The organism is Austwickia sp. (assembly GCA_016699675.1).
In the GTDB taxonomy this organism is placed as follows: Bacteria; Actinomycetota; Actinomycetes; order Actinomycetales; family Dermatophilaceae; genus Austwickia.
Window position 1 is genome coordinate 2280586 of record CP064985.1, and the last position, 16612, is coordinate 2297197.

At 72.3% G+C, this 16612-nt stretch carries 20 protein-coding genes, 3 pseudogenes and 1 riboswitch; of the genes and pseudogenes, 12 read left to right on the forward strand and 11 right to left on the reverse strand.

The annotated features are described in order from the left end of the window. Window positions 1–4: 4 nt before the first annotated feature. From IPK37_10430 to xth, 6 genes are all read right to left on the reverse strand, one after another. Window positions 5–328, reverse strand: coding sequence for a hypothetical protein (locus tag IPK37_10430; GenBank protein QQS02806.1), 324 nt, complete (start codon window positions 326–328; stop codon window positions 5–7). Between the two features lie 88 nt (window positions 329–416). Beyond that, the gene (locus IPK37_10435) at window positions 417–1076 is read right to left on the reverse strand and encodes a TenA family protein (protein QQR99470.1); all 660 of its coding nucleotides are present in this window, start codon (window positions 1074–1076) and stop codon (window positions 417–419) included. Then, window positions 1073–1900, reverse strand: coding sequence for a bifunctional hydroxymethylpyrimidine kinase/phosphomethylpyrimidine kinase (gene thiD / locus IPK37_10440; protein QQR99471.1), 828 nt, complete (start codon window positions 1898–1900; stop codon window positions 1073–1075). The genes IPK37_10435 and thiD overlap by 4 nt, the downstream gene beginning before the upstream one ends. Before the next feature lie 10 nt (window positions 1901–1910). After that, a complete protein-coding gene (gene thiE / locus IPK37_10445; protein ID QQR99472.1) occupies window positions 1911–2738 on the reverse strand; it encodes a thiamine phosphate synthase in 828 nt (275 codons plus the stop codon). Continuing rightward, window positions 2735–3565: a hydroxyethylthiazole kinase gene (gene thiM, locus IPK37_10450; GenBank protein ID QQR99473.1), complete on the reverse strand. Its 831-nt coding sequence runs from the start codon at window positions 3563–3565 to the stop codon at window positions 2735–2737. The genes thiE and thiM overlap by 4 nt, the downstream gene beginning before the upstream one ends. Then, a riboswitch (TPP riboswitch) is annotated at window positions 3554–3658 on the reverse strand. It overlaps the preceding gene by 12 nt. A 33-nt stretch (window positions 3659–3691) precedes the next feature. After that, a complete protein-coding gene (gene xth / locus IPK37_10455) occupies window positions 3692–4483 on the reverse strand; it encodes an exodeoxyribonuclease III (protein ID QQR99474.1) in 792 nt (263 codons plus the stop codon). Between the two features lie 189 nt (window positions 4484–4672). Here xth and IPK37_10460 point away from each other — a divergent pair, with 189 nt between their 5' ends. Then, a complete protein-coding gene (locus IPK37_10460) occupies window positions 4673–5467 on the forward strand; it encodes an SDR family oxidoreductase (GenBank protein ID QQR99475.1) in 795 nt (264 codons plus the stop codon). 316 nt (window positions 5468–5783) lie between these two features. Next, window positions 5784–6329, forward strand: coding sequence for an orotate phosphoribosyltransferase (locus IPK37_10465; GenBank protein ID QQS02807.1), 546 nt, complete (start codon window positions 5784–5786; stop codon window positions 6327–6329). Window positions 6330–6374: 45 nt separating this feature from the next. Here IPK37_10465 and IPK37_10470 read toward each other — a convergent pair whose 3' ends face one another. Then, entirely contained in the window at window positions 6375–7067 is a 693-nt protein-coding gene (locus tag IPK37_10470) for a TetR/AcrR family transcriptional regulator (GenBank protein QQR99476.1), read from the reverse strand. 125 nt (window positions 7068–7192) lie between these two features. Between IPK37_10470 and IPK37_10475 the strand changes: the two genes are divergently transcribed. Together IPK37_10475 and IPK37_10480 are read left to right on the forward strand one after the other, a co-directional pair. Then, window positions 7193–7441: a hypothetical protein gene (locus tag IPK37_10475; protein ID QQR99477.1), complete on the forward strand. Its 249-nt coding sequence runs from the start codon at window positions 7193–7195 to the stop codon at window positions 7439–7441. After that, complete coding sequence (locus tag IPK37_10480) at window positions 7438–7707, forward strand: hypothetical protein (protein QQR99478.1); 270 nt, start codon at window positions 7438–7440, stop codon at window positions 7705–7707. Before IPK37_10475 ends, IPK37_10480 begins: the two co-directional genes overlap by 4 nt. Before the next feature lie 4 nt (window positions 7708–7711). Here IPK37_10480 and IPK37_10485 read toward each other — a convergent pair whose 3' ends face one another. Further along, the gene (locus IPK37_10485) at window positions 7712–8392 is read right to left on the reverse strand and encodes a VTT domain-containing protein (GenBank protein QQS02808.1); all 681 of its coding nucleotides are present in this window, start codon (window positions 8390–8392) and stop codon (window positions 7712–7714) included. Between the two features lie 45 nt (window positions 8393–8437). Beyond that, window positions 8438–8890, reverse strand: a complete 453-nt coding sequence (locus IPK37_10490; protein ID QQR99479.1) for a hypothetical protein — start codon at window positions 8888–8890, stop codon at window positions 8438–8440. Window positions 8891–8974: 84 nt separating this feature from the next. On the opposite strand from IPK37_10490, the gene IPK37_10495 reads away from it, so the two are divergent. The 7 genes and pseudogenes from IPK37_10495 to IPK37_10525 all read left to right on the forward strand — a co-directional run bounded on the left by IPK37_10495 (window position 8975) and on the right by IPK37_10525 (window position 13672). Beyond that, complete coding sequence (locus IPK37_10495) at window positions 8975–9646, forward strand: RNA methyltransferase (GenBank protein QQR99480.1); 672 nt, start codon at window positions 8975–8977, stop codon at window positions 9644–9646. A gap of 25 nt (window positions 9647–9671) precedes the next feature. After that, window positions 9672–10037 carry an MGMT family protein gene (locus IPK37_10500; GenBank protein ID QQR99481.1) on the forward strand — a complete coding sequence of 122 codons (366 nt, stop codon included), beginning with the start codon at window positions 9672–9674 and terminating at the stop codon, window positions 10035–10037. A 100-nt stretch (window positions 10038–10137) separates the two neighbouring features. Then, window positions 10138–10545, forward strand: a pseudogene (locus IPK37_10505) (VOC family protein). 177 nt (window positions 10546–10722) lie between these two features. Then, window positions 10723–11091: a transcription initiation protein gene (locus IPK37_10510; GenBank protein QQR99482.1), complete on the forward strand. Its 369-nt coding sequence runs from the start codon at window positions 10723–10725 to the stop codon at window positions 11089–11091. Window positions 11092–11257: 166 nt separating this feature from the next. Next, window positions 11258–12042: pseudogene (locus tag IPK37_10515) on the forward strand (hypothetical protein). A gap of 168 nt (window positions 12043–12210) precedes the next feature. Beyond that, a complete protein-coding gene (fbaA, locus tag IPK37_10520; GenBank protein QQR99483.1) occupies window positions 12211–13233 on the forward strand; it encodes a class II fructose-bisphosphate aldolase in 1023 nt (340 codons plus the stop codon). A 4-nt stretch (window positions 13234–13237) separates the two neighbouring features. Further along, entirely contained in the window at window positions 13238–13672 is a 435-nt protein-coding gene (locus IPK37_10525; GenBank protein QQR99484.1) for a DUF3151 domain-containing protein, read from the forward strand. A 41-nt stretch (window positions 13673–13713) separates the two neighbouring features. Here the strand turns inward: IPK37_10525 and IPK37_10530 are convergent, their stop codons facing one another. After that, on the reverse strand, window positions 13714–14364 hold the full coding sequence (locus IPK37_10530; GenBank protein ID QQR99485.1) for a DUF1905 domain-containing protein: 651 nt from the start codon (window positions 14362–14364) through the stop codon (window positions 13714–13716). On the opposite strand from IPK37_10530, the pseudogene IPK37_10535 reads away from it, so the two are divergent. Next, window positions 14321–15364: pseudogene (locus IPK37_10535) on the forward strand (LacI family DNA-binding transcriptional regulator). The gene IPK37_10530 and the pseudogene IPK37_10535 sit on opposite strands and share 44 nt — an antisense overlap. Here the strand turns inward: IPK37_10535 and IPK37_10540 are convergent. Continuing rightward, entirely contained in the window at window positions 15324–16571 is a 1248-nt protein-coding gene (locus IPK37_10540) for a glycoside hydrolase family 32 protein (protein ID QQR99486.1), read from the reverse strand. The pseudogene IPK37_10535 and the gene IPK37_10540 sit on opposite strands and share 41 nt — an antisense overlap. Window positions 16572–16612 lie beyond the last annotated feature (41 nt).

Genomic DNA, 16612 nt, shown 5'->3' on the forward strand with positions numbered 1-16612 from the left:
TCCGTCACGGGACGACAGTAGCCCGGGCCGCGAAGGCGGCGGCGCCCAGGAGCGGGGCGACGACCTGGCCCGGCTTCCCGCTCGCTATCCCGACCGCAGCGTCCCCCACCTGCGCCGTCGCGGCGAGGGCCAGCACAACCTGGGCCCAGCGTGCCTCGTGGGACTTGGCGCCGGCCGCCACCGCGGCCAGGGTCGCCACGGCCAGGGGCAGGGCGCGCGCGGCGTACATCCGGGCGTAGTACCGCTGCCCCGCCGTGTCCGGTTCGCCACTGAGCGCGGACGGCTTGGCGACGGCGGCAACGGCGAAACCGACCGTGGCCGTCGCCATCACCCCCACGGTGAGGTCGAGCAGCTGGTCGCGGGTCATGGCGGCCACCCTGTCAGGCCGAGGTAGCCGACGGGTGAACGTGCCCCGGTCAGACCGGCCAGGTCTCGGCGCGGTGCGCGGCGTCCCAGAACATCCACTCGTACCGGCTGGCGGTAACGAACGCCGCGCGCATGCGCGTCCGGGTGGCCTCGCGCGCGGCCTGGGCCAGCCGATCCACGAGCGCGACGGCCTCCCGGGTGGTCTGCGCGAAGGCCGGATCGCCGTACTGCCCGATCCAGTCGCCGAAGGCATGCCCGTCCAGGCCGCCGCGCGCGGCGGTGACCCGGTCCTTGAGCCGCGTACCCACGTCCTCGTAGATCCAGAAGCACGGCAGGAGGCCGGCGGCGAGGGCCTCATAGCAGCCGCCGGCGGCGAGGCCCAGCAGATGGTTGGTGTACGCCGTGGTCGTCGGCGAGGCCACGGCCGCGGCGAAGTCCGCGACGTGTCCGGCGTGCAGCTCGCGCTCGACGAGGATCGCCTCCCGGGCGCTCGTGGCCCAGAACACCACCTCGTCCGGGGTGGGCGCCTGGGCTGCGGCCGCCGCCAGGGCCCGGGCGTAGGCGTCCAGGTAGATCGCGTCCTGCGCCATGTAGCCGACGAACAGGTCCCGATCGAGGGTCCCGTCCTCCAGGCCCCGCAGGAACGGGTGCGCGTCGATGGCCGCGCGCACCGGCGCGATGGCCTCCCAGCACTCCGACGAAAAGGTCATGACCAGCGTCCCCCTGGGGTCTCGTGCTCGTGGAAGTGGTGCACCGGCCCCGGGCCGGCGCCGATGTCGAGGTCGTCCGCCCGGCGCAGCGCGGCCGTGAGCCAGGCCTTGGCATCGGCGACCGCGCTCGGCCAGTCCGGGCGCCGCGGCCGCAGCGCCGCCAGCGCGGACGACAGCGTGCAGCCGGTCCCGTGCGTATTGCTGGTGGGCACGCGGGGGGCGGCGAACAGGCGCTCGCCGTCCTCGTCGAGAAACAGGTCCACGGCGTCGGTGGTGTCCTCGAGGTGGCCGCCCTTGATCAGCACCCGCGCGGCGCCGAGCTCCTCGCGCAGCAGGCGCGCCTGGTCGCGCATCCCGGCCACGGTCGTCGCGTGGTCCCGCCCGGTGAGCACGGCCGCCTCGGGCAGGTTCGGGGTGACGACATCGGCCGACGGCAACAGCGCGCGCACCGCGTCCACCGCGTCGTCGGCCAGCAACCGGCTCCCCGACGTCGCGACCATGACCGGGTCGAGCACCCGGAACTTGCCCGCCAACGGCCCCCGCAGGTATTCGCCCACGGCCCCCGCCAACGCCGCCGAGCTGAGCATCCCGACCTTGACCGCGTCGATCCGCACGTCGGCCAGCAGCGTGTCCAGCTGCGCCCGGACGAACTCCACCGGCACCTCGTGGACCCCGGTCACGCCCGTCGTCGCCTGCGCGGTCAGCGCGGTGATCACCGAGGTCCCGTAGGCGCCCAGCGCCGAAAACGTCTTGAGGTCCGCCTGAATCCCGGCCCCGCCCGAGGGGTCGGAGCCGGCGATCGTGAGGGCGACGGGGGGCTTCATGGCGGCTCCTTCAGGCTCGTCCGTCGGGTGCGTCGGGCCGTACGTCGGGTGCGGTCGGCGACCCGGCTCGTACGTCGGGTCCGGTCGGCGACCCCGTTCGTACGTCGGGGCGAGCCGGCGATCCCGTTCGTACGCCGGCCGCGGCCCATGCCTGCGCCAGCTCGCGGGTGGCCGCCGCGACGTCGGGGCAGCCGCAGATGGCGCTGACCACGGCCATCCCGTCGACGCCGGCGCCGCGCAGCGCGCCCGCGTCGGCGGCCTTCACCCCGCCGATGGCGCAGGTCGGCCAGGGGCTGGCGGCGGCCAGCGCGCGAATGTTGGCCAGCCCCTCGGCGGGGGCGTGGTCGGGCTTCGTCGCGGTGGCTCGATAGATCCCGAGCCCCAGGTAGTCGATGACCTCGCCCGTCGGGTCGTCGGCGCGGGCCGCCGCCAGTTCGGTGGCGGTGTTCACCGAGAGGCCCAGCAGCGCATCCGGGCCGAGCAGTTCGCGCGCCCGGCGTACCGGCATGTCACCCTGCCCCACGTGCGCCCCGTCCGCCCCGACCGCGGCGACCAGATGGACGCGGTCGTTGAGGAGCAGCGGTACGCCGGAGCCGGCGAGCGCCCCAGCCACGGCCTGGCCTAGCCGGACGAACTCGTCGTCGGAGCAGTCCGGGTCGCGCAGTTGCACGAGCGTGACCCCGGCGGACACCGCCCGCCGTACCGTCTCCGGGACCCCCAAATCCCCGCACTGCGCGGTGTCGGTGACCAGGTAGACCGAGAGGTCGAGCCGCGGCCTGCCCGCCCGACCCGTCCCGTCCGAACCCGCTGCTGCCGGCGCGTCGTGGGTCCGGCTCACGAGAGCCGGACGCGCTCGGCGAGCTTCTCGGGCGTCAGGGCGTACAGCGCGTCCATCAGCGCCACCGCGAACGACCCCGGCCCCGCCGACACGGCCGCCGCGTCCTCCGCGGCCACACACAGCGTCGCCGTCGCCGCCGTTGCGGCCACCAGGCAACCCTCGGACACCGCCGAGAACGCCGCCATCAGCGCGCCGAGCGAGCAGCCGACGCCCGTGACGCGGGTCAGCCACTCGTGCCCGTTGGCGACGCGGACGATCTGGCGCCCGTCCGTAATGAGGTCGACGGGCCCGCTGATCGCGACCACACAGTCGTGCTGGAGCGCGAGCAGCTTGGCCGCGGACGCCGCGCCCTCGGGGGAGTCAGCCGAGTCGACGCCGCGGCCCCCGGCGCCGCCGGTCAGGCCGAGGATCTCGCTGGCGTTGCCGCGGATCGACGACGGGGGACCGGCCGCCAAGATGTCGCGGGCCAGGTCGGTGCGCCACGGCAGCCCCCCGGCACCGACCGGGTCGATGACCCACGGGGTGCCCTCGGCGGTCGCGCCCTCGACGGCTGCGCGCATGGCCGCGGCCGTGTCGTCGTACGGCGTGCCCAGGTTCACCAGCACCGCCGAACTCGCCCGGGCGAACCGATCCGCCTCGTGCGGGTTGTCGACCATGGCGGGGGCGGCACCGACCGCGAGCAGGACGTTGGCGGTCCAGTTCGCCACGACGATGTTCGTCAGGCACTGCACCAGCGGCCCGGTCTCGCGTAGGGAGCGCAGAGCGTTCGCGCAGGCCTGGGGCGTGACAGTGTTGGTGTCGGTGGGGGGAGCGGTCTGGCCGGGCATGGACGTCCCTTCGCTCGGTCGAACGAGATCAGGTTCGACGGGTGTGATCTCAGCCCAGGCCGGTGGTGGCGCCGGGCACCCCGCGTCGAGCGCCCAGTCTAGGCCGTCGGCGGGAGGCCGTGCGTATCAGGCCAGGTCGAAGACCACCGGGGCGTGGTCGCTGGCCCCCTTGCCCTTGCGCTCCTCCCGGTCGATGAAGGCGCCCGTCACCCGCGCGGCCAGGGCGGGGGAACCGAGCGCGAAATCGATCCGCATGCCCTGCTTCTTGGGGAACCGCAACTGGGTGTAGTCCCAGTACGTGTAGACACCCGGCCCGGGGCAGTGCGGCCGCACGACGTCGGCGTACCCCGCCTCGACCACCCCCGCAAACGCCGCCCGCTCCGGCTCGCTGGTGTGCGTCTTGCCGGCGAAGAACGCGGGATCCCAGACATCGTCGTCCTGCGGCGCGACGTTCCAGTCGCCCATGAGGACCACCTGCGCGGCGGGGTCCTCGGCGAGCCACCCCCGCCCGGCGGCCGCGAGATGGGCGAGCCAGTCGAGCTTGTAGTGGTAGTGCGGGTCGCCGAGGGCCCGCCCGTTGGGGATGTAGAGGGACCAGACCCGTACGCCGTCGCAGGTCGCGCCCAGCGCCCGAGCCTCCGCCGCGACCTCCGGCTCGCCCCATTCGGGCATCCCGGGGATGCCCAGCGTGGCGTCGGCCAGGCCGACCCGGGAGGCGATCGCCACGCCGTTCCACTGGTTGAGGCCGTGGTACGCGACCTCATAACCCGCCTGCTGGAACGGCATCTCCGGGAACTGGCTGTCCTTGCACTTGGTCTCCTGCAGCGCCAGGACGTCGATCTCGTGGCGCTCGAGAAGAGCCACCGCGCGGTCCACGCGGCTGCGGATGGAGTTGCAGTTCCAGGTAGCGATGCGCACGCGCCGAGCCTAGTGCGGGCGTCCGACAGCGCTCCGCCGGCTCGGATCGTCCGGCTCGGATCGTCGTCGTGGGGTGGCTTCGGGGTCCCGGCGCCCTCCGCTTCTGCCGACCGGCAGCCGTCGCCCCCGCTGGTCCGGGGCGTCGGAACGGGCGGGCGGTCTAGACAACCCCCCGGTAACCTGGCCGGTATGACCACCGCCCTCATCACCGGCGCCACCGCCGGCATCGGTCGCTCGTTCGCCGAGGAACTCGCCCGTACCGGCCACGACCTGGTCCTCGTCGCCCGGGACGCGGCGCGGCTGGAGTCGACGGCGGCCGAGCTCGGCACGACGTACGGCGTGAGCTGCGAGGTTCTTGCTGCCGACCTGTCCGACCGTTCCCAGCTGCAGACCGTCGCGGACCGGCTGGCGCAGGACGGCGAGCGCGCCATCGACATGCTGGTCAACAACGCCGGGTTCGGGCTCAAGACGACGTTCCTGCAGTCCGAGATCGCCGACGAGGAGCGCCAGCTCGCCGTCCTGTGCCAGGCCGTGCTGGTCCTCAGCCACGCCGCCGGGCGCGCCATGGTCGCGCGCGGCCACGGGCACATCCTCAACGTGAGCAGCGTGGCGTCGTTCGTGACGATGGGGACCTACTCGGCGTGCAAGGCGTGGGTCACGACGTTCACCCAAGCGCTGGCCAACGACCTGACCGGCACCGGCGTGGGCGCCACCGCGTTGTGCCCCGGCTACACGCGCACCGAGTTCCACCAGCGGATGGGCGCCTCGATGAAGTCCATCCCCGGCGCGCTGTGGCTAGACGCCGACGCGCTGGTCCGCACGGCCCTGGCCGACGCCGCGGCCGGGAAGGTGCTGAGCACCCCCGGCCTCGTCTACAAGGCCGCCGAGCTAGCGACCGGGGTGCTGCCGCGCGGCGCCGTACGGCGTCTTTCCGGCCTCCTCGCCGGCGAGAAGGGCCGATTGGCGGAACGCAACGGCCGCTGACGTTCTCACCCCCACCCCCCCTCGACTGGCGCTCTGTTTCTGGTGCGCGCCGCCTCGGGTAGGCCCCGTTCTTTGATTGCGCATCACCGGGACTGCCGCCCTCTTTTTGCGACTGCCGCCCCCGTTGAGCGACTTCCGCCCTGATTTTGCGACTGGCGCCAGGCTTCAAGAGGGGCGCCAGTGAGGGTAATGGGGCGGCAGTCGCAAGAAGAGGGCGGCAGTCGGGGCACCCGGGCGCCAGTGGGCGCGAAGTGGGGCGGGAGTCGGGGCCAGAGGGCGGCAGTAGGCTGAGGATGTGACCCTCGCCGAGCCCGCCCTGTCAGCCAAGAACCAGCTCCTCGACCTCGTCAAGGCCAAGGCCATCGTGCACGGACGGGTGACGTTGTCCTCCGGCAAGGAGGCCGACTACTACGTCGACCTGCGCCGGATCACGCTCGACGGCGAGGCATCCCCGCTGGTCGGTGAGGTGATGCTGGACCTGACGGAGGACCTTCAGTACGACGCCGTCGGTGGCCTCACGATGGGCGCCGACCCGGTGGCGACCGCCATGCTGCACGCCGCCGCACGACGGGGCCAGCGGCTCGATGCGTTCGTCGTGCGCAAGGCCGAGAAGGCCCACGGACTGCAGCAACGCATCGAAGGCCCGGCGGTCTCCGGCCGCCGCGTGCTGGTCGTCGAGGACACCTCCACGACGGGCGGTTCGCCCCTCGCGGCCGTCGAGGCCTGCCGGGAGGCGGGCGCCGAGGTCGTCGCCGTCGCCGTCATCGCCGACCGCAGTTCCGGTGCGGCCGAGCGCATTCAGAGCGAGAGCGGCCTGCCGTACCGGTTCGCCTACGGCCTGTCCGACCTCGGCCTGGCCTGACCTCACAGGGGTCTCAGTCCCTCGCGGCTCACGCCGACAGGCCAACTACAGCGGCGCCTCGGTCGGCCGCAGGTAACCGTCCACCAGGCGGCGGAGTTCCCGATCCACGACGTCCTCACCGAGTTCGCGTTCCGCGATGCTGGCCGCGACCGCGAACGGCGTGAGCGCCTGCAGCAGAAAGGTTCCCACCACCCTGGCGTCGGCGGGGCGGATCGACCCGTCCGCCATCCCCCGCGCCAGTTCGGGCCCGGCCGCCGCGAGCAGCGCGCGCTGACTCGAGCCGAGATGATCGGTGAGGTACGGCTCCAGAAGTCCAGGGTTCCCGCGGACGATGGCCCCGACGAATTCGGAGCCGGCGACCCCGCGCACCAGGCGGACCGCCAGCTCCACCAGGCGGGCGCGACCGGTCCCCTCCGGCAGGCCGCAGCGCGCCGCGGAGATCACCGACTCAGCCTCGACCGTCACCGCGGAGAGGATGAGGCGCTTCACGTCGCCGCCGCGCCGGTACAGCGTGATCCGCGCCAGCCCAGCCCGGCGCGCCACGGACGTCGCCGAGACCTTGTCGATCCCGGCTTCGATGACCTCGGCGCGGACGGCCGCGAGCAGGCGCTCGCGGGACCGATCGACGTCGCTCGAGGTGACTCCGGGCTCCTCCAGGGGCCCGTCGGTCGACGGCGCGTCAGATCGTCGTGGGGCCAGCTCGTCCGGCCTCACCAGTTCCGTTGGCCCGTGCGGCATTACGCCATCGTTCCATGGTTGTTGGGGGTGCGGGTCGCCCGTGTGCCATGGTGTGATTCAGGCTTTTTCGCGCGCTGTGCGCCGAGGCGGCGGACGGAGGCACGACATGGGCAGGAGCGGGCCTGGTGCGCATCGGCTACTCCGCGCGGACCTCCCACGCCAGGCTGGCCTCCAGCGTGCCGGGCCCGTGGGCCTACCACGTCGCGGCCGTCCGCACGCTGCGCTCGTGCCCGGTGCAGGCCTACGTCCTGGAGGTCGACGGCGAGCGGCGGCCGTGGTCCGGGCTGGAGCTGGCGGTGGGGCAGTCCGGCTGGCCGGCGGGGGGTTGCACGTCTGCCCCGCCGCAGCCCTGGACGACGGGCTGCTCGACGTGACCTGCATCGCGGGCCGCAAGCGGGCGTTCCCGGCCGTGTTGGCCGGGATGTTCCGCGGCGACCACGTACGGCGTCGCGAGGTGAGCACATTCCTGGCCGCGACGCTGACCGTGCGCGACGCCGGGGAGGTCTGGTCCGACGGCGACCTGGTCGGCGAGCTGCCGGCAACGATCACGACACGGCCGTGCGCGGCGACTGTTCGCCGCCCGATGACCGTTCGTGACCTGCCCTTTTGGTGCCATGGCACCCTTTGGGCAGGTCGATGAGCGGTCAGTTCTCGCGGCGGGTCTGGATCGAGTCGTCCACGGCGTCGTGCAACTCGCCGGCCAAGGCGCGGGCGCGGCGGCGGTGCATCAGGAACTCGAACACCATTGGCAGCACCGAGACGAAGACGATGAGCAGGATCGCCGCCTCGAGGTGATCGTGGATGAAGGCGATGTTGCCGAGGAAATAGCCCAGCAGGGTGATGCCGACCGCCCACAGCACGGCGCCGACGAAGCTCCAGGTGAAGAACCGACGCCGATCCATCCGTCCGACGCCCGCCACGACGGTGATGAACGTGCGCACGATCGGCACGAATCGGCCGATGACCAGCGCCTTGTTTCCGTGCGTGTCGAAGAAGGCGATCGTCTGGTCGAAGTACTTCTTCTTCAGAATTCGGCCGTCTCGCTGGTAGAGGGGTTCCCCGATGAACCGGCCGATCTCGTAGCCCACGACATTGCCCAGGAATGCGGCGGCGGACAGGATCACGCAGGCCAGCACGATGGGCATGTCGACATCGCCGCGCTTGATGAACAGGCCCACACTGAACAGCAGCGAATCGCCGGGCAGGATCGGGAAGAGCAAGCCACACTCGATGAAAACGATGGCCACGCTCACCCAGAAAAACTGGGTGCCGAACTGGCTGAGCAGATATTGAGGGTCCATCCAGTCGGGACCGAGCGCAGGCATCACGCATACGAGGCTACCGGGGCGACCCTGGGAGTTCCCTGAGGGCTAGCCGTCCGCCGCGTCGTTGCCGGCGGGTCGCCCGGGCCACGGACGGAGGAACCAGCCGTCGTCGCCGCACTCCAGCACCGTGGGTCCGGTGCCGGCCGCGCCGCCCGCCGTGGGGGCCAACCGCGACACGACGGCGGGGAACCAGGCGGCCGGCACCAGAGCGAGGACGTGCTCGCCGCGGTGGACGTCCGCGATCGTCTCCACGGCGACGCGCGCCGCCGCCGGGTCGCTCGTGGCGAGGTCGGCGACCACCCGGTGCGTCGCGCCGATCCGACCCGCGAGGGTCGCGGCCCACTGCCCGGCTCGAGGGTCGTCGTCGGCGTAGACCGTCGCGACGCGCAGGTCTGCGACGGCCCCCACGAGCTCCTCGGCGCGGTCGTCCGGGGCTCCGTCGGCGGGCACGACGCTGTCCGGGACCATCAGCATCGTCGCTGGGCAGTGCAGGCTCACCACCTCACTGTGGCACGAGCACCCGGTCCTGGCGCGCGCGAGGGGGCCCTCCGGCGTCTCGGCTCGGCTGCCTAGACTCGCGCCGTGGGCAGCAGCGGGGCGACGTCGAAGGGCGCGCGGGATGAGGAGCGCACCGTCGGGGTCGGACCGTGGCCGGGGGGAGAGGCCGAGTGGCCGCGTGATCCGGGCGGCGCGCTGCTCCCGGCGTACGACCCGGAGCTCCTCACCCATGGTGACGCGCGCAACGTGGCGGACCGCTACCGGTACTGGCGCCACGACGCGATCGTCGCCGACCTCGACACGCACCGGCACGACCTGCATGTCGCCGTCGAGAACTGGGAACACGACTTCAACATCGGGTCCATCATCCGCACCGCCAACGCCTTCAATGTGGCGGCCTTCCACATCGTCGGGCGGCGTCGCTGGAACCGGCGCGGTGCCATGGTCACCGACCGCTACCAGCACGAACGCCACCACGCCTCGGTCGCCGACCTGCTCGGCTGGGCGCGGGCGGAGGGGCTGGCCGTCCTCGCGATCGACAACGTGGCGGGCAGCGTGCCGATCGAGACGTACGCCGTGCCGCGCCGCGCGGTGATGGTCTTCGGCCAGGAAGGGCCCGGGCTGTCGGCGGAGGCCTTGGCCGGTGCGGACACGGTCCTGCACATCACTCAGTACGGCTCGACGCGCTCGATCAATGCGGGGGCCGCCGCGGCGATCGCGATGCACGCCTGGATGCGCGCCCACGCCGGCCCATGATCGCGGTTCCGACGGAGGACGGGTGATGGACGACCTGATGGTCGAGCACGTGCTGCGGGCCGTCGAGGCGGTGCCGCCGGGGCGAGTGACCTCGTACGGAGCGATCGCCGCCCTCATGGGAGGCACCGCGCGCCAGGTCGGCTCGGTCCTGCGCCACTACGGTTCGAACGTGGCCTGGTGGCGGGTCGTCAACGCCGCCGGGGACGTGCCGGCGCACCTGCAAGCCGCGGTCCGGGAGCATTGGGCCGCGGAAGGGATCGCCTGGAAGCCGAACCGGCGGGGCTGCTCGATCGCCGTCTACGGCGTCGACCTGCCGGAGTGGGAGACGGCGTACGCCGAGGCAGCGGGCGATCTGCCGCCGTACCGGCGCGGCCAGCCACCACAGCCATGACGTCCGTAGCGGCTGACGTCGAACCGCCTCGCGGTCCTGACGGTGACAGCTCGGTCTGGCACGATGACTGCTCCCAACCCGCTTCAGGCCAGGAGGCGTCATGCCGCAGCAACTCAACCCCTAACTCACCTTCGCCGGCAATGCCGCCGAGGCGATGGCGTTCTACGCGGCCGCGCTCGGCGGCACGGTGCGCTCGATGTCCTTCCGCGAGTCCGGGATGGACCTCGACGGGGTCATGCACGCCGCCCTGGAGACGCCGCAGGGCTTTCACCTGTACGCGAGCGACACCGCCCCGGGCATGAGCCCCGACCTGGTCGTCGGGAACAACCTGCAGATCAGCATGTCCGGGGATGACGAGGCCGCGCTGCGCGGCTACTGGGACGCGCTCGGCGAGGGCGGCCAGGTCGTGATGCCGCTGGAGCGCCAGATGTGGGGCGACGTCTACGGGCTGCTGATCGACAAGTTCGGCATCGCCTGGCACGTCAACATCGCCACGTCGGCCGCCTGACCGAGGCGCCGCGGTCCCGACCGGAGATCGCCGCCGTCGACATCCGCGCGCTCCCTGTCGATCGCGGGCGAGGTCACCCGTCATGGGGGTGAGGCCGCCCACATCGAGGCGCGGCCCGGACGGCTATCGAAAGGATGGGACCATGCGCACGCACATCGGCATCCAGGAGGACCGAGCATGAGGTACCTGGTGTTGCTGCCCGCGCCCGAGGCGCAGTGGGCCGAGCTTCCACCCGAGACGCACGAGCGCGGCATGGCAGCGAACCAACGGTTCAACGCGGAGTTGCGCGACGGGGGACACAGGGTGGTGGTGGCCGCCCCCCTGCGGCCCAGCGCGGAGGCCGTCTCCATGCGCCCGGACGGGAACGGGGGGACGCTGGTCACCGACGGCCCGTTCACCGAATCGGTCGAGCAGATCGTGGGTTTCTACCTCATCGAGTCGGAGGACGAGGCCGGGCTGCGCCGGTGTTGCGAGCAGCTGGCCAGCACCGGGGACCTCATCGAGCTGCGCCGGCTGGCAGGTGGCACGGACGCGTCCGACGACTGACGACGCCGGCGCCTGTCCGCGGCATCGGGCGCGGTGGCATCTGACGCCGGCGGCTTCTGACGGCGGCAGCTGACACCGGCGGCACCTGACCGTCGCGGCGCCGCGCCCCTTCGGAACCCCCGACGCCGCGGTACCCCAACGCCGTGGCACCCGGCAGCATGGCCTCGTGACGGCGGTACTGGAACAGGTGGTGCGCCACGACTGGGGCCGGCTTGTGGCCCTGCTCCTGGCGCGTTACCGGCGTCTCGACCTGGTCGAGGACGCGCTGGCCGACGCGACCGAGGCGGCGACGCTGCGCTGGCCCGTCGACGGCGTCCCCGACAACCCCGCCGGGTGGCTCGTCACGGTCGCCGGTCGACGGATCCTGGACCGGCTGCGGTCGGAGACGGCCCGCCAACGGCGAACCCCGCTGGTGATCGCCGAGGCCCAACGGCGCGCGGAAGCCGCGACCGTGCGCGCCGACCCCGGGGACCTCGTGGCTGACGACGTCCTGCGCCTCGCGCTCATGTGCGCCCATCCGGCGCTGGCCCCGGAGGCCGCCGCTGCCCTGACCCTGCGGCTCGTGCTCGGGATCAGCACGGCCGACATCGCTCGGCTGTTCCTGGTGAGCGAGACGACGATGGCGGCGCGGCTCACCCGCGCCAAGAAGACGATCGTCGCGGCCGGCATCCCCTTCGCCATCCCCGGGCTCGACGCGCTGCCCGACCGGCTGGATACGCTCGCCCAGACGGCGTACCTCGCCTTCACCGCCGGCTATGCCCCCAGCAGCGGCCCCGACCCCGTGCGGCTGGACCTCGCCGGCGAGGCGATCCGCCTGGTGCGCGTGCTGCTGGCGGCCCCCGGGAACCGGTGCTCGTCGCGCTTCTCGCCCTGGAGCTGTTCCAGCACTCCCGCCGGCACGCCAAACGTGCGCACCTGACCCGGCGCCGCGCCGTCCTGCCACCCGACTGAGGCGACCGGGTCACGGCCAGGGCAGACCGGGGAATCCCGGCCGTTCGGACCCCTCGACGCGGCCGCGTCTCCCACTAGGCTGGCCGAAGCACCGGTCGGCACGCTGGGCGCATGCCGGCGCGCGTCGGCCGGGGTGAGCAGAGGTCCGTTCGACGAGGAGGAACCACCGTGCCCATCGCAACCCCCGAGGTCTACGCCGACATGCTCGACCGGGCGAAGGCGGGATCCTTCGCCTACCCGGCCATCAACATCAGCTCCTCCCAGACGCTGAACGCCGCGATCCGCGGCTTTGCCGAGGCCGGCTCGGACGGCATCGTGCAGGTGTCCACGGGTGGCGGGGAATACCTGTCCGGCCCGTCGATCAAGAACATGGTCACCGGCGCGCTCGCGCTGGCCGCGTACGCGCACGAGGTCGCCAAGAACTACGACGTCAACATCGCGCTGCACACCGACCACTGCCCGAAGGACAAGCTCGACAAGTTCGTCCGGCCGCTGCTGCAGGCCTCCAAGGAGTCGGTCGACAAGACCGGCCTGCCGATCTTCCAGTCGCACATGTGGGACGGCTCGGCCGTGCCGCTCGGCGAGAACCTGGAGATCGCCAAGGAGCTGCTGGCATTGGCCAAGGCCGCCAAGATCATCCTCGAGGTCGAGATCGGCGTCGTCGGCGGCGAGGAGGACGGTGTCGCGGCGGAGATCAACGACCAGCTGTACACGACCCCCGAGGACGCGCTGCAGACCGTCGAGGCGCTCGGCCTGGGCGAGAACGGCCGCTGGATGGCCGCGCTGACCTTCGGCAACGTGCACGGCGTCTACAAGCCGGGCAACGTCAAGCTGCGCCCCGAGATCCTCAAGGAATGCCAGGACGCCATCAAGGCCAAGTACAACACCGGCGACAAGCCGCTGGACCTGGTCTTCCACGGCGGTTCCGGGTCGCTGCCGCAGGAGATCTCCGACGCGGTGGACTACGGCGTCGTGAAGATGAACGTCGACACCGACACCCAGTACGCGTTCACCCGGCCCATCGCCGAGTGGATGATGCGCAACTTCGACGGTGTCCTGAAGATCGACGGCGAGGTCGGCAACAAGAAGCAGTACGACCCGCGCGCGTGGGGCAAGTCCGCCGAGCAGGGCATGACCGAGCGCGTCATCCAGGCCTGCAACGACCTGCGCTCCGCCGGCACCCACAAGTGATCTGATGGCAGGCGACGAGCACCGGCACAACCTGCTCCCCACGCCCGCCACCCAGCTGCCCGCCGACCCGGCCGCGACGCTTCTCGCGGCCGGGTCGTCGGCGTACGAGGCGGCGGCGCAGCACCCGGCGAGCAGCCTGGCCTGGGCGGTCCTCGCCGAGCAGGCGCTGCTGGTGGCGGTGGGCGACGCGACGCGGGCGGTCGCGGCGTACGCCTTCGCCCGCACCGGCTACCACCGCGGCCTCGACGCGCTCCGACGCGCCGGCTGGAAGGGCGCCGGACCCATTCCGTGGGCCCACGAGCCCAACCGGGGCTTCCTGCGGGCGCTCGGTGCGCTGGCCCGGGCGGCCGAGACGCTCGGCGAAGCCGACGAGGCCGAGCGGTGCCGGAAGTTCTTGCGGGACTCTTCTGCCGAGGCGGCCGACGCGCTGGGCCTCTAGGCGGTCTCGACTCTGCCCTTCGGCGGGTTGCGCGGCAGAGCTCAGCCGCGCAGCTCCTGGAGGAGCTTGGCCAGCCGGCGCTCCCGGGTGGCCTCCTGCTTCGCCCCGGTCAGGGCCTCGGCCGCCTGCCGACGCCGCGTGTAACTCCAACTCTGCCAGGCGTGTTCGGCGGTCCACTCGTCCCCGAACGCCTCGGCGAGGTCCGGCGGGATCTCGACGGTGCGCTCCTGTTCGTCGAGCGCGATCCGCACGGTGTACTCCTGGCCGACCTGCACGCCGGTGGCGGCGCGGTTGGCCTTGTTGACGCCCAGCAGGTAGCGACCCGCCATGCGCGCAATCGATGTCCGGACCTCGCCCTCTCCCACGGTCGCAACCACCTTCGGGTGGCCGCCCCCGCGGAGTTCGGCGACGGCCTCGTCTGGGATGACGAAGCCGGCGTTCTGGCCGGACACGAGCTCCAGCGGCAGCGTGATCTCCCTTCCACCCAGCCTGGCAGAACCCGGTGACGGACGGCAGTCTCCGCGGTGACCGGAGGCCCGGGCCGGCCTCGAGCCGGGGCCGGTAGAATGTCTGTATCGCCTCCGTGTGTCGTGGGCGGGATGGCCTGCACCGAAGGGGTTCTGCGTGAAAGCGACGGCCCGGCTGACGGACGTCGCCCGCCGCGCCCGGACCTCCACGACCGCGGTGTCCATGGTGCTCAACGGGGTGGACGCGGGCAACGTCGCCCCGAGCACCCGGGAGCGCATCCTGACAGCGGCCCGTGACCTGGACTACCGGCCCAATACAGTGGCCCGCTCCCTGCGCCGACAGCGAACGCAGGCGGTGGGCCTGGTCACCGATTCGATCGCGAGTTCCGCGTTCGCCGGTCGCATCGTGGCTGGCGCCGTGGATGCCGCGGCGGAGGCTGACTACGCGGTGCTCATCGTGGACAGTCAAGCGAGAGCTGACCGCGAACGACACGCGTTCGACGAGCTCGCGCATCTGCGGGTGGAGGGGGTCGTGTATGCCTCCATGGGGCTGCGGCGTCTGGACGCGCGGCCACCGACCGGGCTCCCTCTGACGTTGGCGGACTGCTGGGTCGACGGTGCCGACATCCCGAGCTTCATCCCCGATGAGGCGATGGCCGGCCGGCAGGCGGCGCGCCACCTCGTCGAAATCGGGCATCGCCGGATCGTCATGCTCACCGGGCCGGGGCCGCACCCGCGCAGAACTGGCAACATCGCCGGACCGATGCGGTCGAGGGCCTTTCGCGCCGAGATGACGCATCTTGGCGTTTCGGCCCGGGAGTCTCCTGTGGTCCGGGCCGGGTGGTCGATCGACGACGGCTACCGAGCGGCGCTGCGGGTGTTGGCCGACGGTACCGGGGTGGCCGCGCCCGTGGCGGAGCGACCGAGCGCCATCTGGGCGGTGACGGATCGTGTCGCGACCGGCGTGCTGTTGGCGGCGACCCGCCTAGGACTTCGGGTGCCCGAGGATCTGTCCGTGATGGGCATGGATGACCAGGAGGAGCTGGCCGCGAACGTGGTCCCGCCGCTGACGACCATGGGGTTACCCCACCGGGAGATCGGGACCCTCGCCATGCGCTCGCTTCTGCGGATGCTGGCCGGGGAGCCGGTCGAGGGGAAGGCGTCGCGCCTGTCCACCCCTCTGGTCATTCGGGCATCGACGGCCCCGCCCACGCGTGCGCCCTGACGTAGCCGCGGACGCGCCACCCTTGCTCGTCTGTGAGGCGGTAGGTCGCCGGCACCCCGGCCTCGCGATAGACCTCGACGACATTCCCATCGAGGTAAACGCGGCAGCCGACCGGAAGCGGCACCACCCGGCCGGCGCCCTCCAACATGGCCCCCGGGCTCAGCGGTTCCAGGCGACACGCGCGGGGCGGTCCGTCTCTCTCCGGGTCGGGCCCGGCGAGCTCGGCGGGCCCGAAGCCGGCGTCGACGATCGGGTCGGGCGCGACACGCACCTTGTCGCCGACGATGGTGACCCGGCGTGGCAGCGTGAGACAACCCGCGACCCGGGCCGCGGGGTTCTCTTGCGGTGCTTCCCGGATCCACCCGAACATGAGGGCTCCATCTCCGTCGGCCAGGGCCTGCGGCGCGTAGAAGCTGTCGCCGTCGTCAAGCCGGGCGTGACCGTGCGCGACGAAGCGAGGGCGCCCGGCGTCGGCGAGATCACCGACGATCCCTTCGACGGTGCCGAACCGGCCCTGGTATTGCAGCGAGAGCACAAGGAGCCAGGCGTCGCCGCAACGCACCAATTGCGGGCATTCCCAGATGTCGGCCGGCGGGAGACCGCTGGCGAGGGGGTCGCGTCCGGTCGCAAAGAGCCCGGCGTACGTCCAGCGATCGGGGTCGCTCGCGTCGAAGAGCAGGACGGCAGGGCTGCCGTCGTGTAGGCCAGCCCCGAGCAGCGCCCAACTGACGCCACGGTGCGAGAACAGGAAGGGGTCGCGCATGACGCGCACCCCGTCGACGTCAGGCGTGCGCGCCACGACGATCGGCTCGTCCCAACGATCCAGGCTGCCGGGATCGTCGGGCGACGTTCGCCGCACGCATACGGTGCTGCCGCCGGGGTCGTCCTCGGTGGCCCGGCAGAGGCCGCTGTAGGCGACGGCCGGACGGTCGAGTCCTGGTAAGAACACCCCGGACCAGCAGCCAAATGCGTCCGGCCCGTCCGGCGTGGGGCCGAACGCGACCGGGTGGTGGCGCCAGTGCAACAGGTCGGGGCTCGACACATGCCCCCAGGAGATCAGGTGATGGAGGGGTCGTTCGGGATAGTGCTGGTAGAACACGTGCCAGGTGCCATCGATGTGACAGAGGCCATTGGGGTCGTTCAGCCACCCGTGTACCGGTCGGATGTGGTACCGGGGCAGGGTGAGTCGGGGGGACGACGGGGTCATGTGCGGCGTCACCGGTGGCTGCCGGCCGTCACGGTGATTGT